The 20,080-nt window shown below is 70.7% G+C and carries 17 protein-coding genes; 11 read left to right on the forward strand and 6 right to left on the reverse strand.

Annotated elements, in window-relative coordinates; genetic code table 11:
- Positions 1-70: 70 nt before the first annotated feature.
- The 3 genes from OG766_RS11870 to OG766_RS11880 all read left to right on the forward strand — a co-directional run bounded on the left by OG766_RS11870 (position 71) and on the right by OG766_RS11880 (position 5,373).
- Positions 71-613, forward strand: a complete 543-nt coding sequence (locus OG766_RS11870; protein WP_266374194.1) for a CGNR zinc finger domain-containing protein — start codon at positions 71-73, stop codon at positions 611-613.
- A 222-nt stretch (positions 614-835) separates the two neighbouring features.
- Positions 836-4,171 carry a S8 family serine peptidase gene (locus tag OG766_RS11875; RefSeq protein WP_266374193.1) on the forward strand — a complete coding sequence of 1,112 codons (3,336 nt, stop codon included), beginning with the start codon at positions 836-838 and terminating at the stop codon, positions 4,169-4,171.
- A 173-nt stretch (positions 4,172-4,344) separates the two neighbouring features.
- On the forward strand, positions 4,345-5,373 hold the full coding sequence (locus OG766_RS11880) for an aspartate-semialdehyde dehydrogenase (protein WP_266374192.1): 1,029 nt from the start codon (positions 4,345-4,347) through the stop codon (positions 5,371-5,373).
- Between the two features lie 76 nt (positions 5,374-5,449).
- Here OG766_RS11880 and OG766_RS11885 read toward each other — a convergent pair whose 3' ends face one another.
- Complete coding sequence (locus tag OG766_RS11885) at positions 5,450-6,022, reverse strand: DUF1203 domain-containing protein (RefSeq protein WP_266374190.1); 573 nt, start codon at positions 6,020-6,022, stop codon at positions 5,450-5,452.
- A gap of 177 nt (positions 6,023-6,199) precedes the next feature.
- Here OG766_RS11885 and pepN point away from each other — a divergent pair, with 177 nt between their 5' ends.
- The 5 genes from pepN to OG766_RS11910 all read left to right on the forward strand — a co-directional run bounded on the left by pepN (position 6,200) and on the right by OG766_RS11910 (position 11,808).
- Positions 6,200-8,767: an aminopeptidase N gene (pepN, locus tag OG766_RS11890; RefSeq protein WP_328725262.1), complete on the forward strand. Its 2,568-nt coding sequence runs from the start codon at positions 6,200-6,202 to the stop codon at positions 8,765-8,767.
- 177 nt (positions 8,768-8,944) lie between these two features.
- A complete protein-coding gene (locus OG766_RS11895) occupies positions 8,945-10,447 on the forward strand; it encodes a sensor histidine kinase (protein WP_266374187.1) in 1,503 nt (500 codons plus the stop codon).
- Positions 10,448-10,464: 17 nt separating this feature from the next.
- Entirely contained in the window at positions 10,465-10,851 is a 387-nt protein-coding gene (locus OG766_RS11900) for a roadblock/LC7 domain-containing protein (protein WP_385474467.1), read from the forward strand.
- The gene (locus tag OG766_RS11905; RefSeq protein ID WP_266374184.1) at positions 10,848-11,207 is read left to right on the forward strand and encodes a DUF742 domain-containing protein; all 360 of its coding nucleotides are present in this window, start codon (positions 10,848-10,850) and stop codon (positions 11,205-11,207) included. The genes OG766_RS11900 and OG766_RS11905 overlap by 4 nt, the downstream gene beginning before the upstream one ends.
- Positions 11,188-11,808 (forward strand): GTP-binding protein, encoded by a 621-nt coding sequence (locus OG766_RS11910; protein ID WP_266374182.1) that lies wholly within the window; start codon positions 11,188-11,190, stop codon positions 11,806-11,808. Before OG766_RS11905 ends, OG766_RS11910 begins: the two co-directional genes overlap by 20 nt.
- A gap of 60 nt (positions 11,809-11,868) precedes the next feature.
- Here OG766_RS11910 and alc read toward each other — a convergent pair whose 3' ends face one another.
- Positions 11,869-12,984 (reverse strand): allantoicase, encoded by a 1,116-nt coding sequence (gene alc / locus OG766_RS11915; RefSeq protein WP_328725263.1) that lies wholly within the window; start codon positions 12,982-12,984, stop codon positions 11,869-11,871.
- A 55-nt stretch (positions 12,985-13,039) separates the two neighbouring features.
- Positions 13,040-13,978 carry a LysR family transcriptional regulator gene (locus OG766_RS11920; RefSeq protein WP_328725264.1) on the reverse strand — a complete coding sequence of 313 codons (939 nt, stop codon included), beginning with the start codon at positions 13,976-13,978 and terminating at the stop codon, positions 13,040-13,042.
- A 101-nt stretch (positions 13,979-14,079) separates the two neighbouring features.
- Between OG766_RS11920 and OG766_RS11925 the strand changes: the two genes are divergently transcribed.
- Positions 14,080-14,892, forward strand: coding sequence for an alpha/beta fold hydrolase (locus tag OG766_RS11925; protein WP_328725266.1), 813 nt, complete (start codon positions 14,080-14,082; stop codon positions 14,890-14,892).
- Between the two features lie 164 nt (positions 14,893-15,056).
- Here OG766_RS11925 and OG766_RS11930 read toward each other — a convergent pair whose 3' ends face one another.
- Positions 15,057-15,725, reverse strand: coding sequence for a hypothetical protein (locus OG766_RS11930; RefSeq protein WP_328725267.1), 669 nt, complete (start codon positions 15,723-15,725; stop codon positions 15,057-15,059).
- A 286-nt stretch (positions 15,726-16,011) separates the two neighbouring features.
- On the opposite strand from OG766_RS11930, the gene OG766_RS11935 reads away from it, so the two are divergent.
- Positions 16,012-17,274, forward strand: a complete 1,263-nt coding sequence (locus OG766_RS11935) for a S8 family peptidase (RefSeq protein ID WP_328725268.1) — start codon at positions 16,012-16,014, stop codon at positions 17,272-17,274.
- Positions 17,275-17,349: 75 nt separating this feature from the next.
- Here OG766_RS11935 and OG766_RS11940 read toward each other — a convergent pair whose 3' ends face one another.
- Positions 17,350-18,279: an EamA family transporter gene (locus tag OG766_RS11940; protein ID WP_328725270.1), complete on the reverse strand. Its 930-nt coding sequence runs from the start codon at positions 18,277-18,279 to the stop codon at positions 17,350-17,352.
- Between the two features lie 137 nt (positions 18,280-18,416).
- Between OG766_RS11940 and OG766_RS11945 the strand changes: the two genes are divergently transcribed.
- Complete coding sequence (locus OG766_RS11945; RefSeq protein WP_266374172.1) at positions 18,417-18,917, forward strand: MarR family winged helix-turn-helix transcriptional regulator; 501 nt, start codon at positions 18,417-18,419, stop codon at positions 18,915-18,917.
- Here OG766_RS11945 and OG766_RS11950 read toward each other — a convergent pair.
- Positions 18,914-20,005, reverse strand: coding sequence for an IS630 family transposase (locus tag OG766_RS11950; protein ID WP_328725084.1), 1,092 nt, complete (start codon positions 20,003-20,005; stop codon positions 18,914-18,916). The two genes, OG766_RS11945 and OG766_RS11950, sit on opposite strands and share 4 nt — an antisense overlap.
- Positions 20,006-20,080: the final 75 nt, after the last annotated feature.

The following is a 20,080-nucleotide window of genomic DNA, read 5'->3' on the forward strand; positions in this document are numbered from 1 at the left end:
GGAACGGGCCGGAACCGGGGCATCGGCCGGCCCGTAGCCTTGAGGGTCAGCCGACCCCGGGAGCCCGTCCATGACCACGTCCGATCCTCGGCCGCTCGTCGGCGAGCCCCTCGCCCTGGACCTGCTCAACACCCGGTGGATCCACGAGGGCGAGGAACACGACCTGCTCGACTCCGTGAACGGGCTGCGGACCTGGCTCGCGAGCAGTGCTCTCGCCGGCCGTTTCACCGCCGACGGCGCCACTCTGGTCAGGACCCGTGCCGCGCGGGACGCCCTGGCCGCCGTGATGGACCGCCCCGGGGACGCCGCGGCGACGGCGCGGGCGGACGCGGTCCTGGAGCACGGACGCATCCGGGCCGCGCTCACCCTCGGCGGACCCGCCGAAAGGACCGAATTCGCCGATCCGTCCTGGGGTCCCGGCTGGACGGCCGTGCGCGACTATCTGGAACTGCTGCGCACCGCGCCCGACCGGATCCGCGCCTGCGCCCACACCTCATGCGTCCTGCGGTTCTTCGACACCTCGCGGAACGGAACCCGGCGCTGGTGCTCCATGGCCGTCTGCGGGAACCGCGCGAAGGCGTCCCGGCACTACGCGAGGACGCGCGAGGACTGATCACCCGACGCCGAAGTGATCCATTATTGAACGGCTTTGCGGGCCCGATCGACAGTTATCCACCCCTATGTCCCCCATGGGACCGGTCCCGCCACTGGCGGATGTACGCCATGGCCGTATCCCGCCTCTGACAACTCTCCACAAACCCCTGTCACTTGCGAAAGGCTGAGCGGTCATCCGGTACCGATTTCCGGACCCCTCTTTCACAAAACAGGGATGCTGATGACCACCCTCGAGTCCCAGGGCTCCATATCCGGGCACAGACGCGTGGCCCGGATCGCCGCCGCTGCAGGCCTTGTCGCCGCACTGGTGGCCTCCGGCGCCGCCCCCGCCTTCGCCGCTGCCGCGGCGGACGACCCGGCCGGAGCCAACGGCCCGGTCAAGACCGCCGAGATACCGGCCGACAAGCTCGGCCGGGCGGACGCCGAACTCCTCGCCGAGGCCGAGGCGAAGGGCCAGAAGACCGTCACCGTGATGGTCGCCACCGCTCCCGGCCAGACCGAACAGGTCGCCGGTCAGCTCGACTCCGTACCCGGCGCCGTCGTCGGCCAGAAGGACGACAAGCTCGGCTACGTACGGGCCACTCTTCCCACCGGCAAGGCGAAGAGCGCGCTCAGCAGGGCCGGTGAACTCTCCACCGTGCAGGGCATGGACCTCCAGCGCGAGATCAAGCTGGACGACCCGAGGCCGGACGCGGGCGCCAGGGGTGCCGCTTCCGTCGGCCAGAAGTCGGGTTCGTACCCCGCGCCCGGCAAGAAGACCCCGGCGAAGAACCCGTACAACCCGTCCCACGAGACGGGCGCCGTGGAGTTCGTCGAGGACCACCCGAAGGCCGACGGCCGCGGGGTGACCATCGGCATCCTCGACTCCGGCGTCGACCTGGGCCACCCGGCCCTGCAGAAGACCTCCACCGGCGAGCGCAAGATCGTCGACTGGGTCACCGCGACCGACCCGGCCAAGGACGGCGACGGCACCTGGCGCCGGATGGACGCCGGCGTGACCGGCCCGGTGTTCACCGTGGGCGACCGCAGCTGGAAGGCCCCCGCGGGCGAGCACCGGTTCAGCGTCTTCGAGGAGCGTGCGACGCTCGGCGGCGACATGGCCGGTGACCTGAACCGGGACGGCGACACCACCGACAAGTGGGGCGTCCTCTACGACCCCGCCGCCGGTACCGTCCGGGTCGACCTGAACGACGACGCGGACTTCACCAACGACGCCGCGATGAAGCCGTACAAGGACGGGTACCAGGTCGGGTACTTCGGCACGGACAACCCGGCCACGGAGATCGCCGAGCGCATCCCGTTCGTGGTGGAGGTCCGCAAGAACGTCGAGTACGAGGCCGGGAAGTTCTCCGACTACGTCAGCATCGGCGTCATCGAGGGCTCGCACGGCACGCACGTCGCCGGCATCACCGCCGCCAACGGCCTCTTCGGCGGCCGGATGGACGGCGCGGCGCCCGGCGCCAAGCTGGTCTCGTCCCGCGCCTGCACCTGGAGCGGCGGCTGCACCAACATCGCGCTGCTCGAAGGCATGCGGGACCTCGTCGTCAACCGCGGCGTGGACATCGTCAACATGTCCATCGGCGGTCTGCCCGCGCTGAACTACGACGACAGCGACCGCGGCGACGACGCCGACAACGCGCGCGCCCTGCTCTACAACCGCCTGATCGACACCTACGGCGTCCAGCTGGTCATCTCGGCCGGCAACGAGGGCCCCGGCGTGAACACGATCGGCGACCCGGGCCTGGCCAACAAGGTCCTCTCGGTCGGCGCGGCGATCTCCCGCAGCACCTGGGCCGCCAACTACGGCTCGCAGGTCGCCAAGCCGTACAACATGTTCAACTTCTCCTCCCGCGGCCCGACGGAGAACGGCGGCTTCACGCCGACCATCTCCGCGCCCGGCTCGGCGATCAACACGATCCCGACCTGGCAGGCGGGCGCCCCGGTGCCCGAGGCCGGCTACAGCCTGCCCGCGGGCTACGGCATGCTGAACGGCACCTCGATGTCCTCGCCGCAGGCCGCGGGCGCGAGCGCGCTGCTCATCTCCGCCGCCAAGCAGCGTCACATCAAGCTCTCGCCGCTGACCCTGCGCACCGCGCTGACCAGCACCGCCCAGCGCATCGACGGTGTGAAGGCGCACGAGCAGGGCGCCGGTCTGATCGACATCAACGAGGCGTGGGAGTCCATCGAGGACGGCGCCACCGCCCACTCGTACACGGTGAAGGCACCGGTCGACACCGCGCTCGACCAGTTCCTGAAGCCGGAGGCGGGCTTCGGTGCCGGTATCTACGACCGCGAGGGCGGTCTGAAGACCGGCCAGCGCAAGACGTACGACGTCACCATCACGCGCACGAGCGGCCCCAAGTGGCCGGTCGAGCACGAGCTGGACCTGCGCAACAACGACGGCACGTTCCGTATCGTCGGCGACGACGAGGTGGACCTGCCGCTGAACAAGCCGGTCACCGTGAAGGTGCAGGCCAAGGCCGCTTCCGCGGGCGTCCACAGCGCCATCCTGGAGGCGGACGACGAGCGCACCGAGGGCGTCGACAAGCAGATCCTCGCCACCGTGGTCGCCTCGAACGAGCTGGTGAAGCCGGGCTACACCTACACCGCCAAGGGTTCGGTGCAGCGCAACAGCTTCAAGAGCTACTTCGTGACGGTGCCGCAGGGCGCCAGGACGCTGGAGGTCGGGCTCGGCGGTCTCGCCGCCGGCAGCCAGACCCGGTTCATCTCGGTCCACCCCTACGGTGTGGCCTTCGAGGACACCGCGTCCACGGCCTGCTACCCGAACTACAACAACCCGGCCAACACCTGCCGTCCCGATGTGCGCTCGTACGCGAACCCGCAGCCGGGCGTCTGGGAGATCGAGGTCGAGTCGCGCCGTACGTCCCCGCTGCTGGACAACCCGTTCAAGCTGGACGTCACGCTGCTCGGCACCACCTTCGACCCGGCCGTGAAGACCCTGCCCGAGGCGAAGATCGGCACCCCGGCCACGGTCGACTGGAAGGTCACCAATGACGCGGCCGCGCTGGAGGGCAAGCTGAAGGGCGGCTCGCTCGGCTCCGCGAAGACCGCGACGCCGACCATCGCCCAGGACGAGCGCCAGGTGTCCACGGTCACCGTCGGCGCCGGCGTCGAGCGGCTCGACGTCGTCATCGGCAACACCTCCGACAAGGGCGCCGACCTGGACCTGACGGTCATCAAGGACGGCAAGCTCGTCGGCCAGTCCGCGGACGGCGACTCCGAGGAGTCGGTCTCCGTGGCGAACCCGGCCGCCGGTACGTACACGATCCTCGTCGACGGCTACGCGGTGGCGCCCGGCGGCACCACGTACGACTACAAGGACGTGTACTTCTCCTCGGCGCTCGGCACCGTCAAGGTCGACGAGTCGAAGACCGTCTCGCTGGCCAACGGCGCGAGCGCCCAGGTCGGCGCCGAGGTGCTGGTGAGCGCCGCGGCACCGGAGGGCCGCCGGTTCTTCGGCGAGGTGCAGCTGCTGAACGCGCGCGGCACGACCGCGGGCACCGGCAGCGTGGTGATCGAGAAGGTCCTTCCGTAACGGTATGACCTGATCAGGAGGGCGGGCGTCCACAAGGGCGCCCGCCCTTCGTGTGTGACAAGGCCCATGCGTCCCGTCCCTCGGACAATGGATTGGACAAAACGGCCGGGGACATACGCATCATGGAAGGCACGCAGGCCACGCAGTCTGCACAAGCGTACGGAGGAGTCCCCGTGAAGGTCGGAATCGTCGGAGCCACCGGACAGGTCGGCACGGTCATGCGCAAGATCCTCGCCGAGCGCACGTTCCCGGCCGAGGAGCTGCGGCTGTTCGCCTCGGCCCGGTCCGCGGGGTCCACGATCGACTGGCAGGGCCGGGAGATCACCGTCGAGGACGCCGCCACCGCCGACTACTCCGGCCTGGACATCGTGCTCTTCTCGGCCGGCGGCGCGACCTCCAGGGCGCTCGCCGAGAAGGTCGCCTCCCAGGGCGCCGTCGTGATCGACAACTCCTCCGCCTGGCGCCGCGACCCGGAGGTGCCGCTGGTGGTCTCCGAGGTCAACCCGCACGCGATCAAGGACCGCCCCAAGGGCATCATCGCCAACCCGAACTGCACGACCATGGCCGCGATGCCCGTCCTGAAGCCCCTCCACCAGGAGGCGGGCCTCGTCGCCCTGGTCGCCACGACCTACCAGGCCGTGTCCGGCTCGGGCCTCGCGGGCGTCGCCGAGCTCGACGGCCAGGTGAAGGCCGTCGCCGACCGCGCCACCGCGCTCACCCACGACGGCGAGGCCGTCGTCTACCCGGAGCCCGGCGTCTACAAGCGCCCCATCGCCTTCAACGTCCTCCCGCTCGCCGGCTCGATCGTCGACGACGGCTCCCACGAGACGGACGAGGAGCAGAAGCTCCGCAACGAGTCCCGCAAGATCCTGGAGATCCCGGAGCTGAAGGTCTCCGGCACCTGCGTCCGCGTCCCGGTCTTCTCCGGCCACTCCCTCCAGGTCAACGCCCGCTTCGAGCGTCCGCTCGGTGTCGAGCGCGCCTACGAGCTGTTGAAGGACGCGGAGGGCGTGGAGCTCTCCGACATCCCGACCCCGCTGCAGGCCGCCGGCAAGGACGCCTCGTACGTGGGCCGCATCCGCGTCGACGAGACCGTCGACAACGGCCTCGCGCTCTTCCTCTCCAGCGACAACCTCCGTAAGGGTGCCGCGCTGAACGCGGTGCAGATCGCGGAGCTGGTGGCCGAGGAGCTGCGCGGCTGACGCCGCCTTCCGGCTGTGGAGAGGGCGGGCGCCGCGGGGCGCCCGCCCTCTCGTCGCACCCGGGCCGCTCACCGGCTCAGGGCCTGCGCACCTCGTAGTGGAAGCAGCCGAACTCGGCGGCCCTGATGTGGACGAGTGCGACCGAAGGATCGGCGAACGCCTCGGCGAGGGCCGCCTCGATCACCGCCGTGGGGTCGTCGCCGAGATCGAGGACTCGTCCGCCGACGATACGGCCGCGGGCGTCGTAGCGACGGGCCGTGCGCTGCGCACCGGGCCGGGCGAAGGGGTACCCCTGGTCGTCCCGTGGCTGCTGCTCGTCCCGTGGCCCCTGGTCGTCCCGTGGCTGCTGCTCGTCCCGTGGCCGCTGCTCGTCCCGTGGCCGCTCGCACGCCTCGGCGTGGACGAAGACGGGACCCTGCTCGTCGTAGGCGCCCGGGTCGGCCCCCGTCGCGGCCGCCCAGCGGCGCAGCGGCGCGTACGAGACGAGCGCGATCCGCTCCCCCGGCTCGCTGGGGCGCAGACAGCAGCGCAGCGGGGCGCCGCCCTCCTCGTCGGTGTACGGCAGGCAGCGGCGGTCGGCGTCGTCGCGGTCGCGGAGCTCTTCGAGCACCGCCGTGTCGATGGATCTCGGCCGGTACGTGATGGTCATGACCTCAGCGTCCTCGCCGCCGCGCCCCGCTTCCGGCGGCTTTCGGACGTCGCCCTCGGCGTTGCGCGGGAGTCCGGCCGGCTGCGCACGGGCTCTCCGAGCATGCGGACCGACCCCCATGGAAGGATGACCCGAAACGTCGCATACCGAGGACGAAACAACCGAGGAGATGACCGGGTGCCTGGCACAAACCTGACCCGCGAAGAGGCACAGGCGCGGGCGCGCCTGCTCACCGTTGACTCGTACGAGATCGACCTCGATCTCACCGGGGCGCAGGAGGGCGGCACCTACCGGTCCGTGACCTCCGTGCGCTTCGACTCCGCGGAACACGGCGCGGAGACCTTCATCGACCTGGTCGCACCCGCGGTGCACGAGGTCGTGCTGAACGGCAAGTCGCTGGACGTGGCCGCGGTCTTCCGGGACTCACGGATCGCGCTGCACCATCTGCACGAGGGCCCGAACGAGCTGAGGGTCGTCGCGGACTGCTCGTACACCAACACGGGCGAGGGGCTGCACCGGTTCGTCGACCCCGTCGACCAGCAGACCTATCTGTACACCCAGTTCGAGGTGCCGGACGCGCGCCGGGTGTTCGCGAGCTTCGAGCAGCCCGACCTGAAGGCCACCTTCCAGTTCACCGTGAGGGCGCCCGAGGGCTGGTCCGTCGTCTCCAACTCGCCGACGCCGGAGCCCAAGGACAACGTGTGGGTCTTCGACCCCACGCCGCGGATCTCCTCGTACATCACGGCGCTGATCGTCGGCCCGTACCACTCCGTCCACAGCTCGTACGAGAAGGACGGGCAGAGCGTCCCGCTGGGCATCTACTGCCGTCCGTCGCTCGCCGAGTACCTGGACGCGGACGCGATCTTCGCGGTCACCCGGCAGGGCTTCGACTGGTTCCAGGAGAAGTTCGACTACGCGTACCCGTTCGCGAAGTACGACCAGCTCTTCGTGCCGGAGTTCAACGCGGGTGCGATGGAGAACGCGGGCGCGGTGACGATCCGCGACCAGTACGTGTTCCGCTCGAAGGTGACGGACGCGGCGTACGAGACGCGTGCCGAGACCATCCTGCACGAGCTGGCGCACATGTGGTTCGGCGACCTGGTCACCATGGAGTGGTGGAACGACCTGTGGCTGAACGAGTCGTTCGCCACGTACACGTCGATCGCCTGCCAGGCGTACGCGCCGGGCTCGAAGTGGCCCCACTCGTGGACGACGTTCGCGAACTCGATGAAGACCTGGGCGTACCGGCAGGACCAACTGCCCTCCACGCACCCGATCATGGCCGAGATCCGGGACCTGGACGACGTCCTGGTCAACTTCGACGGCATCACGTACGCCAAGGGCGCGTCGGTGCTGAAGCAGCTCGTCGCCTATGTCGGCATGGACGAGTTCTTCCAGGGCGTGCAGGCCTACTTCAAGGAGCACGCCTTCGGGAACACCCGGCTGTCGGATCTGCTGGGCGCGCTGGAGGAGACCAGCGGGCGCGATCTGAAGACCTGGTCGAAGGCATGGCTGGAAACCGCCGGTATCAACATCCTGCGCCCGGTGATCGACACCGACGCGGCCGGGGTGATCACCTCCTTCGCGGTCAAGCAGGAGGCCCCGGCGCTGCCCTCGGGCGCGAAGGGCGAACCGGTGCTGCGGCCGCACCGGATCGCGGTCGGCTTCTACGAGCTCCAGGGCGACGCGCTCGTACGGACCGAGCGGGTCGAGCTGGACGTCGACGGCGAACTCACCGCCGTACCGGAGCTGGTGGGCAAGCAGCGCCCGGCGGTCGTGCTGCTCAACGACGACGACCTGTCGTACGCGAAGGTCCGCCTGGACGACGACTCGCTGAAGGCGGTCACGGAGCACCTGGGCGACTTCGCCGAGTCGCTGCCGCGCGCGCTGTGCTGGGCCTCCGCCTGGGACATGACCCGCGACGGCGAGCTGGCGACGCGCGACTACCTGTCGCTGGTGCTCTCGGGCATCGGCAAGGAGTCGGACATCGGCGTCGTGCAGTCGCTGCAGCGGCAGGTCAAGCTGGCCATCGACCTGTACGCGGCGCCGGAGTGGCGCGAGGCGGGGCTGACGCAGTGGACGGACGCGACAGTGGCGCACCTGCGCGCGGCGGAGCCCGGCAGCGACCACCAGCTGGCGTGGGCGCGGGCGTTCGCGGCGACCGCGCGCACCCCGCAGCAGCTCGACCTGCTGCAGGCGCTGCTGGAGGGCCGGGACACGATCGAGGGCCTGGTCGTGGACACCGAGCTGCGCTGGGCGTTCGTGGAGCGGCTGGCGGCGACCGGGGTCCTCGACGACGAGGACATCGCGGGCGAGCTGGAGCGGGACCGCACGGCCGCCGGTGAGCGCCATGCGGCGACGGCGCGGGCGGCCCGTCCGACGCCGGAGGCCAAGGCGGAGGCGTGGGCGTCGGTCGTCGAGTCCGACCAGCTGCCGAACGCGGTGCAGGAGGCCGTCATCGGCGGCTTCGTCCAGACCGACCAGCGTGAGCTGCTCGCCCCGTACACGGAGAAGTACTTCGCGGCGGTCAAGGGCGTCTGGGACTCCCGCAGCCATGAGATCGCCCAGCAGATCGCGATCGGTCTCTACCCGACGCTCCAGGTGTCCGCCGAGACGATCGACGCGACGGACGCCTGGCTGGATTCCGCCGCTCCGAGCGCGCCGCTGCGCCGGCTGGTCTCGGAGTCCCGCGCGGGTGTCGAGCGGGCGCTGAAGGCCCGGGAGGCGGACGCCGCCACGGCCTGATTCCCCGGTACGACCGGAACCTTTCGCCCGCCCAATGCCCCGCATTGGGCGGGCGGACGGCTTTTGGGGTCGCTCACGCCGGTGAATGGGGTGACCTTGTGTCAACTTCCCTTGGCACAAGCCGTTATGCTCCCGGCCATCATCGTAAGATCGTCTTTCAATGTTTTGAGGGTGCTGATGATCCGAGAGGAATCGCCGCCCGGAACGGCCCGGCCCACGTCGTCGTACCTGTGGCTGGTGCCTGCCCTTGCGACCGCTGCGGCCACCGTCCTGGTCGTGGCTCTGGTCTCCTCGTCGGCGCGTGTCCCGGTGGCCTGGATCGGCGCAGCGGCCGTCGTCGCCGTCGCCGTGGCCTGCGGTGAGGCCGCACGACGGGGCCGGCTCGTCGAGGAACTGCGCCACAAGGTGGCGGAGCAGCGGGACGCGCTGGTCCGCCAGGAAACCGAGACCGTGCGGCTGGCCCAGGTGGCCCTGCCGGAGATGATGGAGCGCCTGCGCCGGGGCGACTTCCCCGAGGACGTCCTCGCCTGGCTCGGGTCGGCGGAGCAGGCCGGCGGACACCAGGAGGGGCTGACCCCCGAGTTCCGCGCGGCGCACCGGGCGGTGCTGAGTTCCGTGCTCGACGCGGTCTCCGCCGAGGAGGACCTGCGCGAGTCGGCGCAGCGCGCCTTCGTGAACATCGCCCGGCGCGTGCAGGCGATCGTCCACCAACAGGCGCAGGAACTGCGGGAGATGGAGGACCGGCACGGCCGGACCCCGGACGTCTTCGGCGATCTGCTGCGGCTCGATCACGGCACGGCGCTGATCGGCCGGCTCGCCGACTCCATCGCCGTGCTCGGCGGGGCGCGTCCCGGCCGTACGTGGAGCCGGGCCGTCCCCCTGTACAGCGTGCTCCGTGGCGCGATGTCGCGGATCATCGACTACCAGCGCGTGGAACTCCACTCGGTCTCCGAGGTCGCCGTCGTCGGCCTGGCCGTGGAGCCGCTCATCCACGCGCTGGCCGAGCTGCTGGACAACGCCACCCGCTACTCGCCGCCGCACACGCGGGTCCATCTGACCGCGGTGGAGGTGCAGTCGGGCATCGCCGTCGAGATCGAGGACGGTGGCGTCAACATGAGCGAGGAGGCCCGCAAGCGGGCCGAGCGCATGCTCCGCCAGGCACAGCAGGGCATCGACCTGAACGACCTGGGCGAGACCCCGCGACTGGGCCTGGCCGTGGTCGGCCGGCTGTCCCAGGCGTACAACTTCCAGGTGTCGCTGCGCTCCTCGGCCTACGGCGGCGTCCGGGCCGTGCTCATCGTCCCGCAGGACCTGATCACGAGCACCTCGGCCGCCACCGGCCTGGCGCACGGCATCGGGACCGCCTCGGGGCCCCGTGCGGCCACGCAGCTGCCGCGGCAGCAGCCCGCCCGTCCCGTCACGGGACCGCAGCCCGCGGACCCGCAGGAGGAAGAGCTGCCCGTGGTGACCGAGCGCACCGAGAACGGACTGCCGCAGCGGCGCCGCAAGAACCGGGTCACCGCGCCACCCACCCCCGCTCCGACCGCAGCCGAACCGGAGACGGCGCCGCAGGTGGAGCCCGGCATCTGGCTGGCTGCCTTCCAGAGCGGCCTGTCCGGTGAGACGACACAGGACGGCGACGCCTCCTCGGCATCGGCAAACAAGGGGAACCAGCAGTGATTCAGCAGCGGGCCAACATGGACTGGATGCTCAAGGACCTCGCGGAGGGAGTTCCGCAGACCCGGAACGTGGTCGTGCTGTCCTCGGACGGGCTGCGCATGGCCCAGTACGGCGCGGACAACGACACCGCGGACCGGCTGGCCGCCGCCTGTGCGGGACTGCAGAGCCTCGCGGGCGCCGTGGGCGCCGAACTGCCGCACAGTGAGGGCAGGATGCGCCTGGTCGTCATCGAGATGGACGGTGGCTTCTTCTATCTGATGGCGGCCGGTGCCGGGGCCTTCCTCGCGGTGCTCGCCGACGAGGGAGTGGACGCCGGGCTGATGGGGCAGCGGATGCGGGACCTGGTGATCCGGATCGGAGCACATCTCAGCAGTCCGCCGCGCCATGACGAGCAGGCCAGGTGAGCAACGGGGACCGGGGCTGGGAGGACGCCAGCCCCGAGCGCCTCTACGTCATCACGGGCGGGCGCAGTGGCTCTTCCGCCCCCACCCGACTCGACCTGGTCACGCTGATCGTGGCCAGGTCCGTGCCCAGACCCGGGATCCAGCCGGAGAAGGCCGCGATCATCCGGATGTGCGACGCGCCGCTCTCGGTGGCGGAGATCTCGGCGTACACCGGGCTGCCGGTGAGCGTCGTCACCGTACTGCTCAGCGACCTGCTGGCCGAGAAGCAGGTGCTGGCACGCGCACCCGTGGCGCCCTCCCAACTCCCCGACCGCGCTTTGATTGAGGCAGTGATCGATGGACTTCAAAAGCTCTGAGCAGCCTGCGGGGCCCCGGCGCGAGGATGTACTGCCGGACACCGCAACCGCCGCCGTCAAAGTGGTCATCGTGGGCGGGTTCGGAGTCGGCAAGACGACCCTGGTCGGCTCGGTGAGCGAGATCCGTCCGCTGACCACCGAGGAGACGATGACCCAGGCCGGGGTCGGCGTCGACGACACGGTGGGCGTGGAGCGCAAGACCGCGACCACGGTGGCGATGGACTTCGGCCGGATCAGCATCAACAAGGAACTGGTGCTCTATCTCTTCGGGACACCGGGGCAGGAACGGTTCTGGTTCCTGTGGCGCGGCCTGTTCGAGGGGGCGCTGGGTGCCGTGGTGCTGGTCGACACCCGCCGGCTCGAGGTCAGCTTCGACGTGATCGGCCGGCTGGAGGAACGCGGCGTTCCGTTCGTGGTGGCCATCAACTCCTTCCCCGGCGCGCCCGACCACCCCGTCGAGGAGCTGCGCGGAGCCCTCGATCTGCCCGCGTCGGTGCCGATACTCGTCTGCGACGCGCGGCGCCGCGACTCCAGCAGAGACGTCCTGATGGCGCTGATGCGCTATCTGCACTCCCTAGCCGTAACTCCGGAGGCATCGTGAGCACTCCCCCCTCTCCGCCGCCGGGCTGCCCGGCGGCGGGGAGGGGGGCCACCTCATCCGTTACGCCGTCAAACCCGCGTACAGACTGCGCAGTTCACCGAGGCCTCGCGCGGTCGGCTCCCCGTGCACCCGCATCCGCGCCACGCCGCCGTCCGGAAACGCATCCAGCCGTACATGCGTCGCGACCGCGGGCGTCGCGAGCGGGAAGCGGTGCGGGGTGTCCGGCTGGAGGCGGGTGCGCGGGAGGAGCTCGAACCAGTCACCGGTCTCGCCGTCGCGGCCGCTGAGGGCGATCCAGCCGGCCGCGTTGCCCTTGAGATACGCCGTGTCGATCTCGACGGCCCGGACGACGCCCTGCGCGGCGAGCCGGAACCGTACCCAGTCGTTGGTGTCGCGGACCCGCCGGCGGCGGTTCTCCCAGCCGTCGTCCATCTTGCGGGAGGTACCGGGCAGGATGATCTGCGTCGGTGACGAGTAGAACCTGTCCGAAGCGTCCTCGCACACCCCGCCGTTGAGTACGGAGGCGAGGTCGATGATCCCGAGCAGTTCCAGCCACGCGGGGTCCGGCACGACCTCGCCGTGCACGCGGAGCCGGGCGATGCCGCCGTCGGGGTGCTGGCAGAGCCGGATGTGGGTCCAGCGGCGCTCGGAGGTGATCTCGAAGCCGTTGGCCGCGTGGCCACGGACGGGAGTGGGCGGGAGGAGCTCCTCCCACTTCACGTCTTCCGCGAGGAGATCCCCGGGACCCGGGGCCCCTTCGGCGACGGTGGCCTGGAGGGACACCTTCTGCGGGTAGTTGCCCCGGAAGTGCGCCGTGTCGACCACGACGCCGCGGATCACGCCGGCTGCGCCGAGGCGCACGATGGCCCAGTCGTGGTCGTCGGCGGACGGGAACGGCGATCCGGGGCCCGTGCCGCGGCGGCGCCGGGTCTCCCAGCCGTCCATGATCTTGCCCTTGTGCCCGAACCGTTCCGGGTCGAAGACGGCGGGCTCTCGCACGAGCAGGTTCTCGCGCTCGGCGAAGAACTCGTCGTTCGCGGCGATGACTCCCGCGCCCAGTCGGCGGTCGGCGAGATCGACGAGCGTGGTGAAGGGGAAGTCCCCGGAGCGGTAGTCGGCGTAGGGGTCGCCGCCCGGGTAGGGGGCGGCGTCGTTGGCGTGCGGGTCGGTTGTCATGGCACCGACTGTGGCCCCGCACGACCTCCCAGGTCCATCGAATGTTTTCGCACAATCACTTCAGCAGATCTGAAAGGTCTCTGGTCCGGCCCGCCACGACCGCTCGCAGCGCCTCCAGTACGTGCGCCACCCCGGCGCCCTCCTCCGCGCCCCGGCGCACCGCCGCCACGACGTGCCTGCGCGGCTGGTCGGCGCTGAGCACCCGCATCACGACGCCGCTTCGGCGCTCCGCCGCCGCCATCCGCGGCACGAGCGCGACCCCCATCCCCGCCTCCACCATCGCGAGGATCGCGGTCCACCCGGACGCGGAGTGCGCCTGCTCGGGCACGAACCCGGCCGCCTCGCACGCGGTGAGCGTGATCTCGGACCAGGGCCCGCTGCCTCCGAAGATCCACGGCTCCCCCGACAGGTCGGCGAGCCGCAGGCCGGGCTCGGCGGCCCTCGGATGCCCGGCCGGCAGGGCCACGTCCAGCGGATCGGCGAGCAGCGGTACGCGGGTGAACCTCGGATCCCGCGCGGTCGGCGCGTGCGCGGCCAGCGACAGGGCGAGGTCCACGTCCCCGGCGGACAGCAGCTCGTACGCCTCGGCCGCCTCGGCCTCCCGTACCCGTACCTCCAGCGCCGGACGGTCGGTCCGCAGCCGCTGCACCGCGGGCACGACGAGCGCCGGCACGGCGGTCGAGAACGCCCCGACGCGCACCTCCCCCGCCTCGCCCTGCAGATACCCGGCCAGTTCGGCATCGGCACGCTCCAACTGCGCGAACACCGCCTCCGCATGCCGCAGCACCAGATGCGCCGCGTCCGTGAGCCGCACCCGCCGCCCGTGCGCCTCCAGCAGTTGTACGCCGAGCTGCCTGGCGAGGTTCGTCAGCTGCTGCGACACGGCCGAGGGCGTCATCCGCAGCGTCTCCGCGGTCGCGGTCACCGTGCCGCGGTCCCGCAGCGTGCGCAGGATCTGCAGCTTCTTGACGTCCCACCTGTCCCACTCGGCCATGAGCCGCAACCTACCGGTCCGCGGGGCGATGAGTTCCGGCCCCGGCCGTGGTCTTCACTGCTGTCACCGCGACCCGACCCCGCGTGGAAGGACCACCGACCATGACAACCACCCACACCCTCGCCGTACCGGGCGGACGACTGCACTACGAGGTCCGCGGCGAGGGGCCGCTGCTCCTGGTCATGGGGGCGCCGATGGACGCCGGGGCCTTCGCGCCGCTGGCGGACGCGCTGGCAGGTGACCACACCGTCGTCACGCACGACCCCCGGGGCATCTCCGGAAGCCTCCTCGACGATCCCGGGCAGGACTCCACCCCCGAGCTGCGGGCCGACGACGTCGCCGCACTGCTGGACGCCCTCGGGGCCGAGTCCGCCGACGTCTTCGGAAGCAGCGGCGGCGCGGTGACGGGCCTGGCGCTCGTCACGCGGCACCCGGGGCGGGTGCGTACGCTCGTCGCGCACGAACCTCCCGTGCTGGAGCTGCTCCCCGACGCCGCCGCACAGCGTGCCGCGACCGACGACATCGTCGAGACCTTCCACCGGGACGGGCCGGGGCCCGCATGGATGAAGTTCATGACCAACGCCGGATTCGATCTCGGTGGCGACGGTGCCCCGACGCCGCCGCCGGGAGAACCCTCGGAGCAGGACCTCGCCAACAGCGCCCGCTTCTTCGCCCACGAGCTTCGCGGCACGGCTCGCCACCTCCCCGACGTCGCCGCGCTGAGGACCGGCCCGGCCCGCGTCGTCGTGGGCGTCGGCGCCACTTCGGGCGGCCTCGTCACGTACCGCACCTCCACGGCACTGGCCGAGCTGCTCGGCACGCCACCGGTCCGGTTCCCCGGTGACCACGGCGGCTTCCTCGGGCAGCCCGAGGAGTTCGCGGACGTGCTGCGCAAGGTGCTCGCGGGAGGGTGAGCCCCCTGCCCCATCGTCCAGGAAGGGCGGGGCAGGGGACCTGGTCGCACCTCGGTGAGCCGTGGAACGGCCGGCGGTGGAGCAGCCCAGCGGTGCGCCGGCCCGAGCAGCCCAGCAGCCGAGCGGTGCTCCGGCCCGAGCGATGGATCAGCCCGGGCGGTGGATCAGCGGTGCTGGACGAAGGTCCTGCCCGCATGGGCCCCGGCGGAGCAGGACTTCTTCTCCGCCGGGGTCATCGTGCGGCTCTTGACGACCACCGCGTTGCTCTTGCCGTCCGTGCCGTTCGCGGCCGGGCCGGTGATGGTGTCGTCGAAGAACCAGTAGTAGTGGTCCCACTTGGGGCTGTCGTAGTGGGTCTGCCATGTGCCGGAGACCTGCTGCATCACCTGTGCGCGGGAGATCCAGCCCACCTCACCGGGCTTCACCGTCATGTTGAGCGAGCTGCTCTCCGCATGCGTGCTGGTCCAGCTGTGGCTGTAGGTCGCGGTCACGCTCAGGTCGACGATGCCCGCGATCTTGCCGCCCGCGGTGACCGAGACGCCGAGCGAATCCGTGGAACCCACGGTGTCGCTCCAGGTCATCGACTGAGTGGCGTCCGAGCTGCTGCAGTTGTAGAGCGAGTCGGAGACCTGACGGAACCCGCCGAGATAGGCCTCGCCGAGCTGGGGCGAGTTGAAGGTGCACTTGCCCAGGCCCGATTCGCAGTCCGCCCTGAGCAGCTCACGGGTCGGCTGCTCGTCGGCCGTCGCGGCGGAGGTGGCCGTCGCCACGATTCCGCACGCCGCCACCGTCGCGGTCAGTAACCGGGTGCCCCGGCGCAGGAGGCCGTTCATCCTCATTCTGGTGCCTTTCGTGCTGTGTGAGGAGTCGGTGAACCGGGCCGGGAGGTACGTGACTTGAGCGTCACGCCAAAGCGCGGGACACCGCCTGTGCCCGCGAGACTGTCCTAACGATCGACGCAACCCCACCAAGGGAAAGCAAAGTTGTCATTGATGACGAAACGACCCTGCCCTGCGTCCGTTCGGGTGACCGCGGGATCGGGGAGATCGGCCACCGGGTCGGGCGATCGGCTGACAAGGGCTCAAGCAGCGGCGCGGCCCGGTCGAAAAGAGCGGCGACATGATCATCATCGATCCGATGGGAGTATCCATGCGACTGTTCGCGCGCTGCGCGGCCGCCGCTCTGCTGCTCGCCGTGTCCGTGGCCGCACCCGGGGCCGCCGCGGAGAGTGGCACGGACGGTCCGACGCCCGCCCCGCTGCACCGGTCGGCCGAGCCGGTCAAGGGCCGGTACATCGTCTCGCTGAAGACGGGCACCGAGCCGGCCGCCGTCGCCCGGGAGGCCGGCGTGAAGCCCCGGTACACGTACAACCGGGCCATGCACGGGTTCTCCGCGACGCTGAACCCGACCCAGCTGGAGGCGATGCGGCTCATGCCCGGGGTCGCGGCGGTGGAGGAGGACGCCAGGGTCTCCGCGCACGACGTCCAGGACGACCTCCGGAGCCCGGGCGGGCGACCCGGCGTCCAGGACGACGACCTCCGGTCCCGCCGGGTGGTCCCGGCCGCCAGCTGGGGGCTGGACCGTGCGGACCAGCGCGCCCTGCCGCTCGACGGGCAGTACACGACCGTCGGCAAGGGCAAGGGCGCCACGATCTACATCGTCGACACCGGAATCGACTACGCGCACAGCGAGTTCGGCGGGCGCGCCGTGTTCGGGTTCGACGCGATCGGCGACGGCCGCCAGGGACGGGACTGCGAAGGCCACGGCACCCATGTGGCGGGCACGGCCGCCGGGGCGACGTACGGGGTGGCGCCGGAGGCCACCCTCGTCAGCGTCCGGGTGCTGAACTGTGAGGGCGAAGGGGCCTGGTCCGGGATCATCGCGGGCCTCGACTGGGTCGCGAAGAACGCCCGTCAGCCCGCCGTTCTGAACGCCTCGCTCGGCGGCTCCACGTCCGTCGCCGCCAACGACGCCGCCAACACCGTCTTCGCCAGTGGTGTCCTGCCGGTCATCGCGGCCGGCAACTCCGCGGAGGACGCCTGCGACATCTCGCCCGCGAGCGCGTCGGACGTCATGACGGTCGGCGCGACCGACTCGGCGGACTCGGAGACCGACTACAGCAACTACGGCGAGTGCCTCGCGCTCTACGCACCCGGCAGTGACATCGTCTCGGCGCTGATGGGCGGCGGCACCACGACGAAGAACGGTACGTCGATGGCCGCCCCGCACGTGGCGGGGGTCGCCGCGCTCTACAAGGCGGCCCATCCCACGGCAGGTGCCCGGGCGGTGTCGGACTGGATCATCGCGCAGTCGACGAAGAGCGCGGTGCGGAACATCTCCAGGGGTTCCCCGAACCAGTTGCTGTTCACCGGCGGGCTGTGACCCTGTCCGCACGGGCGTTCCCTGAGTGCGGGGCGGGCGGCGGGTTCCGGACCCGTCCGCCCGGCACTCGGGGACCTACCGTCGCACCGCCCGAACAGTCAGGTCCATCGAATCTCGCCGAGGATTCTCTTCAGTGAGACTGAACGATCTGGAGGGCGCGACCTGTCCGGCGACCGTGGCGGCGACCGCGATCGCCATGCCGAGCAGTTGCTCCGCCGTCAGCCCCTGACCGAGCGCCGCCCAGCCGATGACCGCCGCGGTGACCGGGGAGAGCGGACCGAGAAGCGTGACGGAGGTGGCGGTGAGCCGCCCGATACCGCGGAACCAGAGCCAGTAGCCGACGGCGGTGTTGGCGAGCGCGAGATAGACGTAGCCGGCGACGGCGCGGCCGTCGAGCGTCGGCGGTGGGCCCTCGACCAGGAACGCGACCGGCGCGATCAGCAGCCCGCCCGCGGTGAGCTGCCAGCCGGTCATGACGAGCGGCCCCGCCCCCTCGGGGCGGCCCCAGCGCTTGGTGAGCACCGTCCCGGCGGACATCGAGACGGAGGACGCGAGTCCGGCGAGGACGCCGACCAGGTCCAGTGCGGCGCCGGCCTTGAGGACGACGAGACTCACGCCGAAGGCCGCCGCGACGGCGGCCAGCAGCCCCCGCAGGCCCGGCCGGTCGCCCAGCAGCAGCGCCGCGAGAGCGATGACGAAGAGCGGCCCGACCGAGCCGACGACCGCGGCGACCCCGCCGGGCAGCCGGTACGCGGCGAGGAACAGCAGCGGGAAGAAGGCTCCGATGTTGAGCGCGCCGAGGACCGCCGACCTCCACCACCACGCTCCGCGCGGCAGCGCCCGGGTGAGCGCGAGCAGAGCGAGTCCGGCGGGGAGGGCGCGCATCAGCCCGGTGAAGAGGGGACGGTCGGGCGGCAGGAACTCGGTGGTGACGGCGTAGGTGGAACCCCAGGAGATCGGGGCGAGCGCGGTGACGGCGACGACGGCGGCTTTGCGCGACGGCATGACGGTTCCCCCATGGACGGATGCGAGTCCCTCACGGACGGCCGCGAAGGAGTAGCTCGGCAGTAAGTAGCTTAGCAATAAGCTACTTACTAACAAGCTACTTGCTTGTCAGTAACTGGAACGGCGAGACTGCTCCCATGACCTCGACCCCGGACCCCGTGGACGCCATCACCGCGCAGTGGGCCGCCGTGCGCCCCGAACTGGACACGGTTCCGATGGCCGTCTTCGGGCGGATCTACCGACTGTCGAGCGCGATGGCGCTGCGCATCGACAAGGCCTACAAGCCCTTCGGCATCGCGCGCGGCGAGTTCGACGTACTCGCGACACTGCGGCGCTCGGGAGAGCCGTACACGCTCTCACCGCGCCAGCTGTCGGCGACGCTGATGCTGACGACGGGCGGCATGACCGGGCGCCTGGACCGCCTGGAGCGGGCCGGACTGCTCAGCCGCAGCCCCGACCCGCACGACCGGCGCGGACTTCGGGTGACCCTCAGCGACCGGGGCCGGGCGCTGGTGGACGAGGCCGTGGAGGCGGGACTCGCGGCGCAGCGCGAGGCGCTGGAATCGGCGCTCGACGAGGAGGAGGCGGAGCAGCTGGCGGGACTGCTGCGGAAGCTGCTGACCTCGATCGGGGCCTAGTCTTCTGAGTCGGGAATTCTGTTCAGATATGAGGCAAGGCGTTCGAGGATCTCGTCGGCTGTCTTGGTCCAGACGTAGGGCTTCGGGTCGGTGTTCCAGGCTGCGATCCAGTTGCGGATGTCCTTCTCCAGGGCTTGGACGGATCTGTGGACGCCTCGCCGTATCTGCTTGTTGGTGAGTTCGGCGAACCATCGCTCGACGAGGTTGAGCCAGGATGAGCCCGTCGGTGTGAAGTGCAGGTGGAACCGGGGATGGGCCAGCAGCCACTTCTTGATGGCGGGTGTCTTGTGGGTGGCGTAGTTGTCGCAGATCAGGTGGACATCCAGGCCGGCGGGCACTTCCTTGTCGAGCTTGACCAGGAACTTCTTGAACTCCTCGGCGCGGTGTCGGCGGTGCAGCGAGCCGATGACTTTGCCGGTGGCGACCTCCAGGGCCGCGAACAGTGTGGTGGTCCCGGAGCGGACGTAGTCGTGGGTCGCCCGCTCGGGAACCCCGGGCATCATCGGCAGCACGGGCTGGGACCTGTCCAGGGCCTGGATCTGCGATTTCTCATCCACGCAGAACACCAACGCCCGCTCGGGCGGGTCCAGGTAAAGCCCCACGACGTCGTGGACCTTGTCGACGAAGTACGGATCGGTTGACAGTTTGAAGGTCTCCGACCGATGCGGCTGCAGTCCGAACGCCCGCCAGATCCGTGACACCGACGACTGCGACAGGCCCACCTCCTTCGCCATCGACCGAGTCGACCAGTGTGTTGCGTTCTTCGGCGTGGACTCCAGTGTTTTCGTGACCACCGCGGCGACCTGCTCGTCCGTCACCGTCCTGGGTCCGCCCGGACGCGGCATGTCACCCAGGCCGGCGATCCGGTACTGCACAAAGCGGGACCGCCAACGGCCCACCGCATGAGGCGTGGAACCCAGCCGGGCCGCCACATCCTTGTTCGAGGCACCCTCGGCACACGCCAGGATGATCCGACACCGCAAGGCCCACGCCTGCGGCGTGGAACGACGCCGCACCCACCCCTCGAGTGCAGCCCGCTCCTCATCCGACAGTCTCAACTCGGCCTTCGGCCGCCCCGTCCGCGCCATGAGGCAAGCCTACATATCTGAACAGAACTCCTGACTCAGCAGACTAGGTCGTGTCTGACAAATAGCGCCGTCCGC

It is taken from the genome of Streptomyces sp. NBC_00259 (genome assembly GCF_036181745.1).
Classification (GTDB): Bacteria; Actinomycetota; Actinomycetes; order Streptomycetales; family Streptomycetaceae; genus Streptomyces; species Streptomyces pratisoli.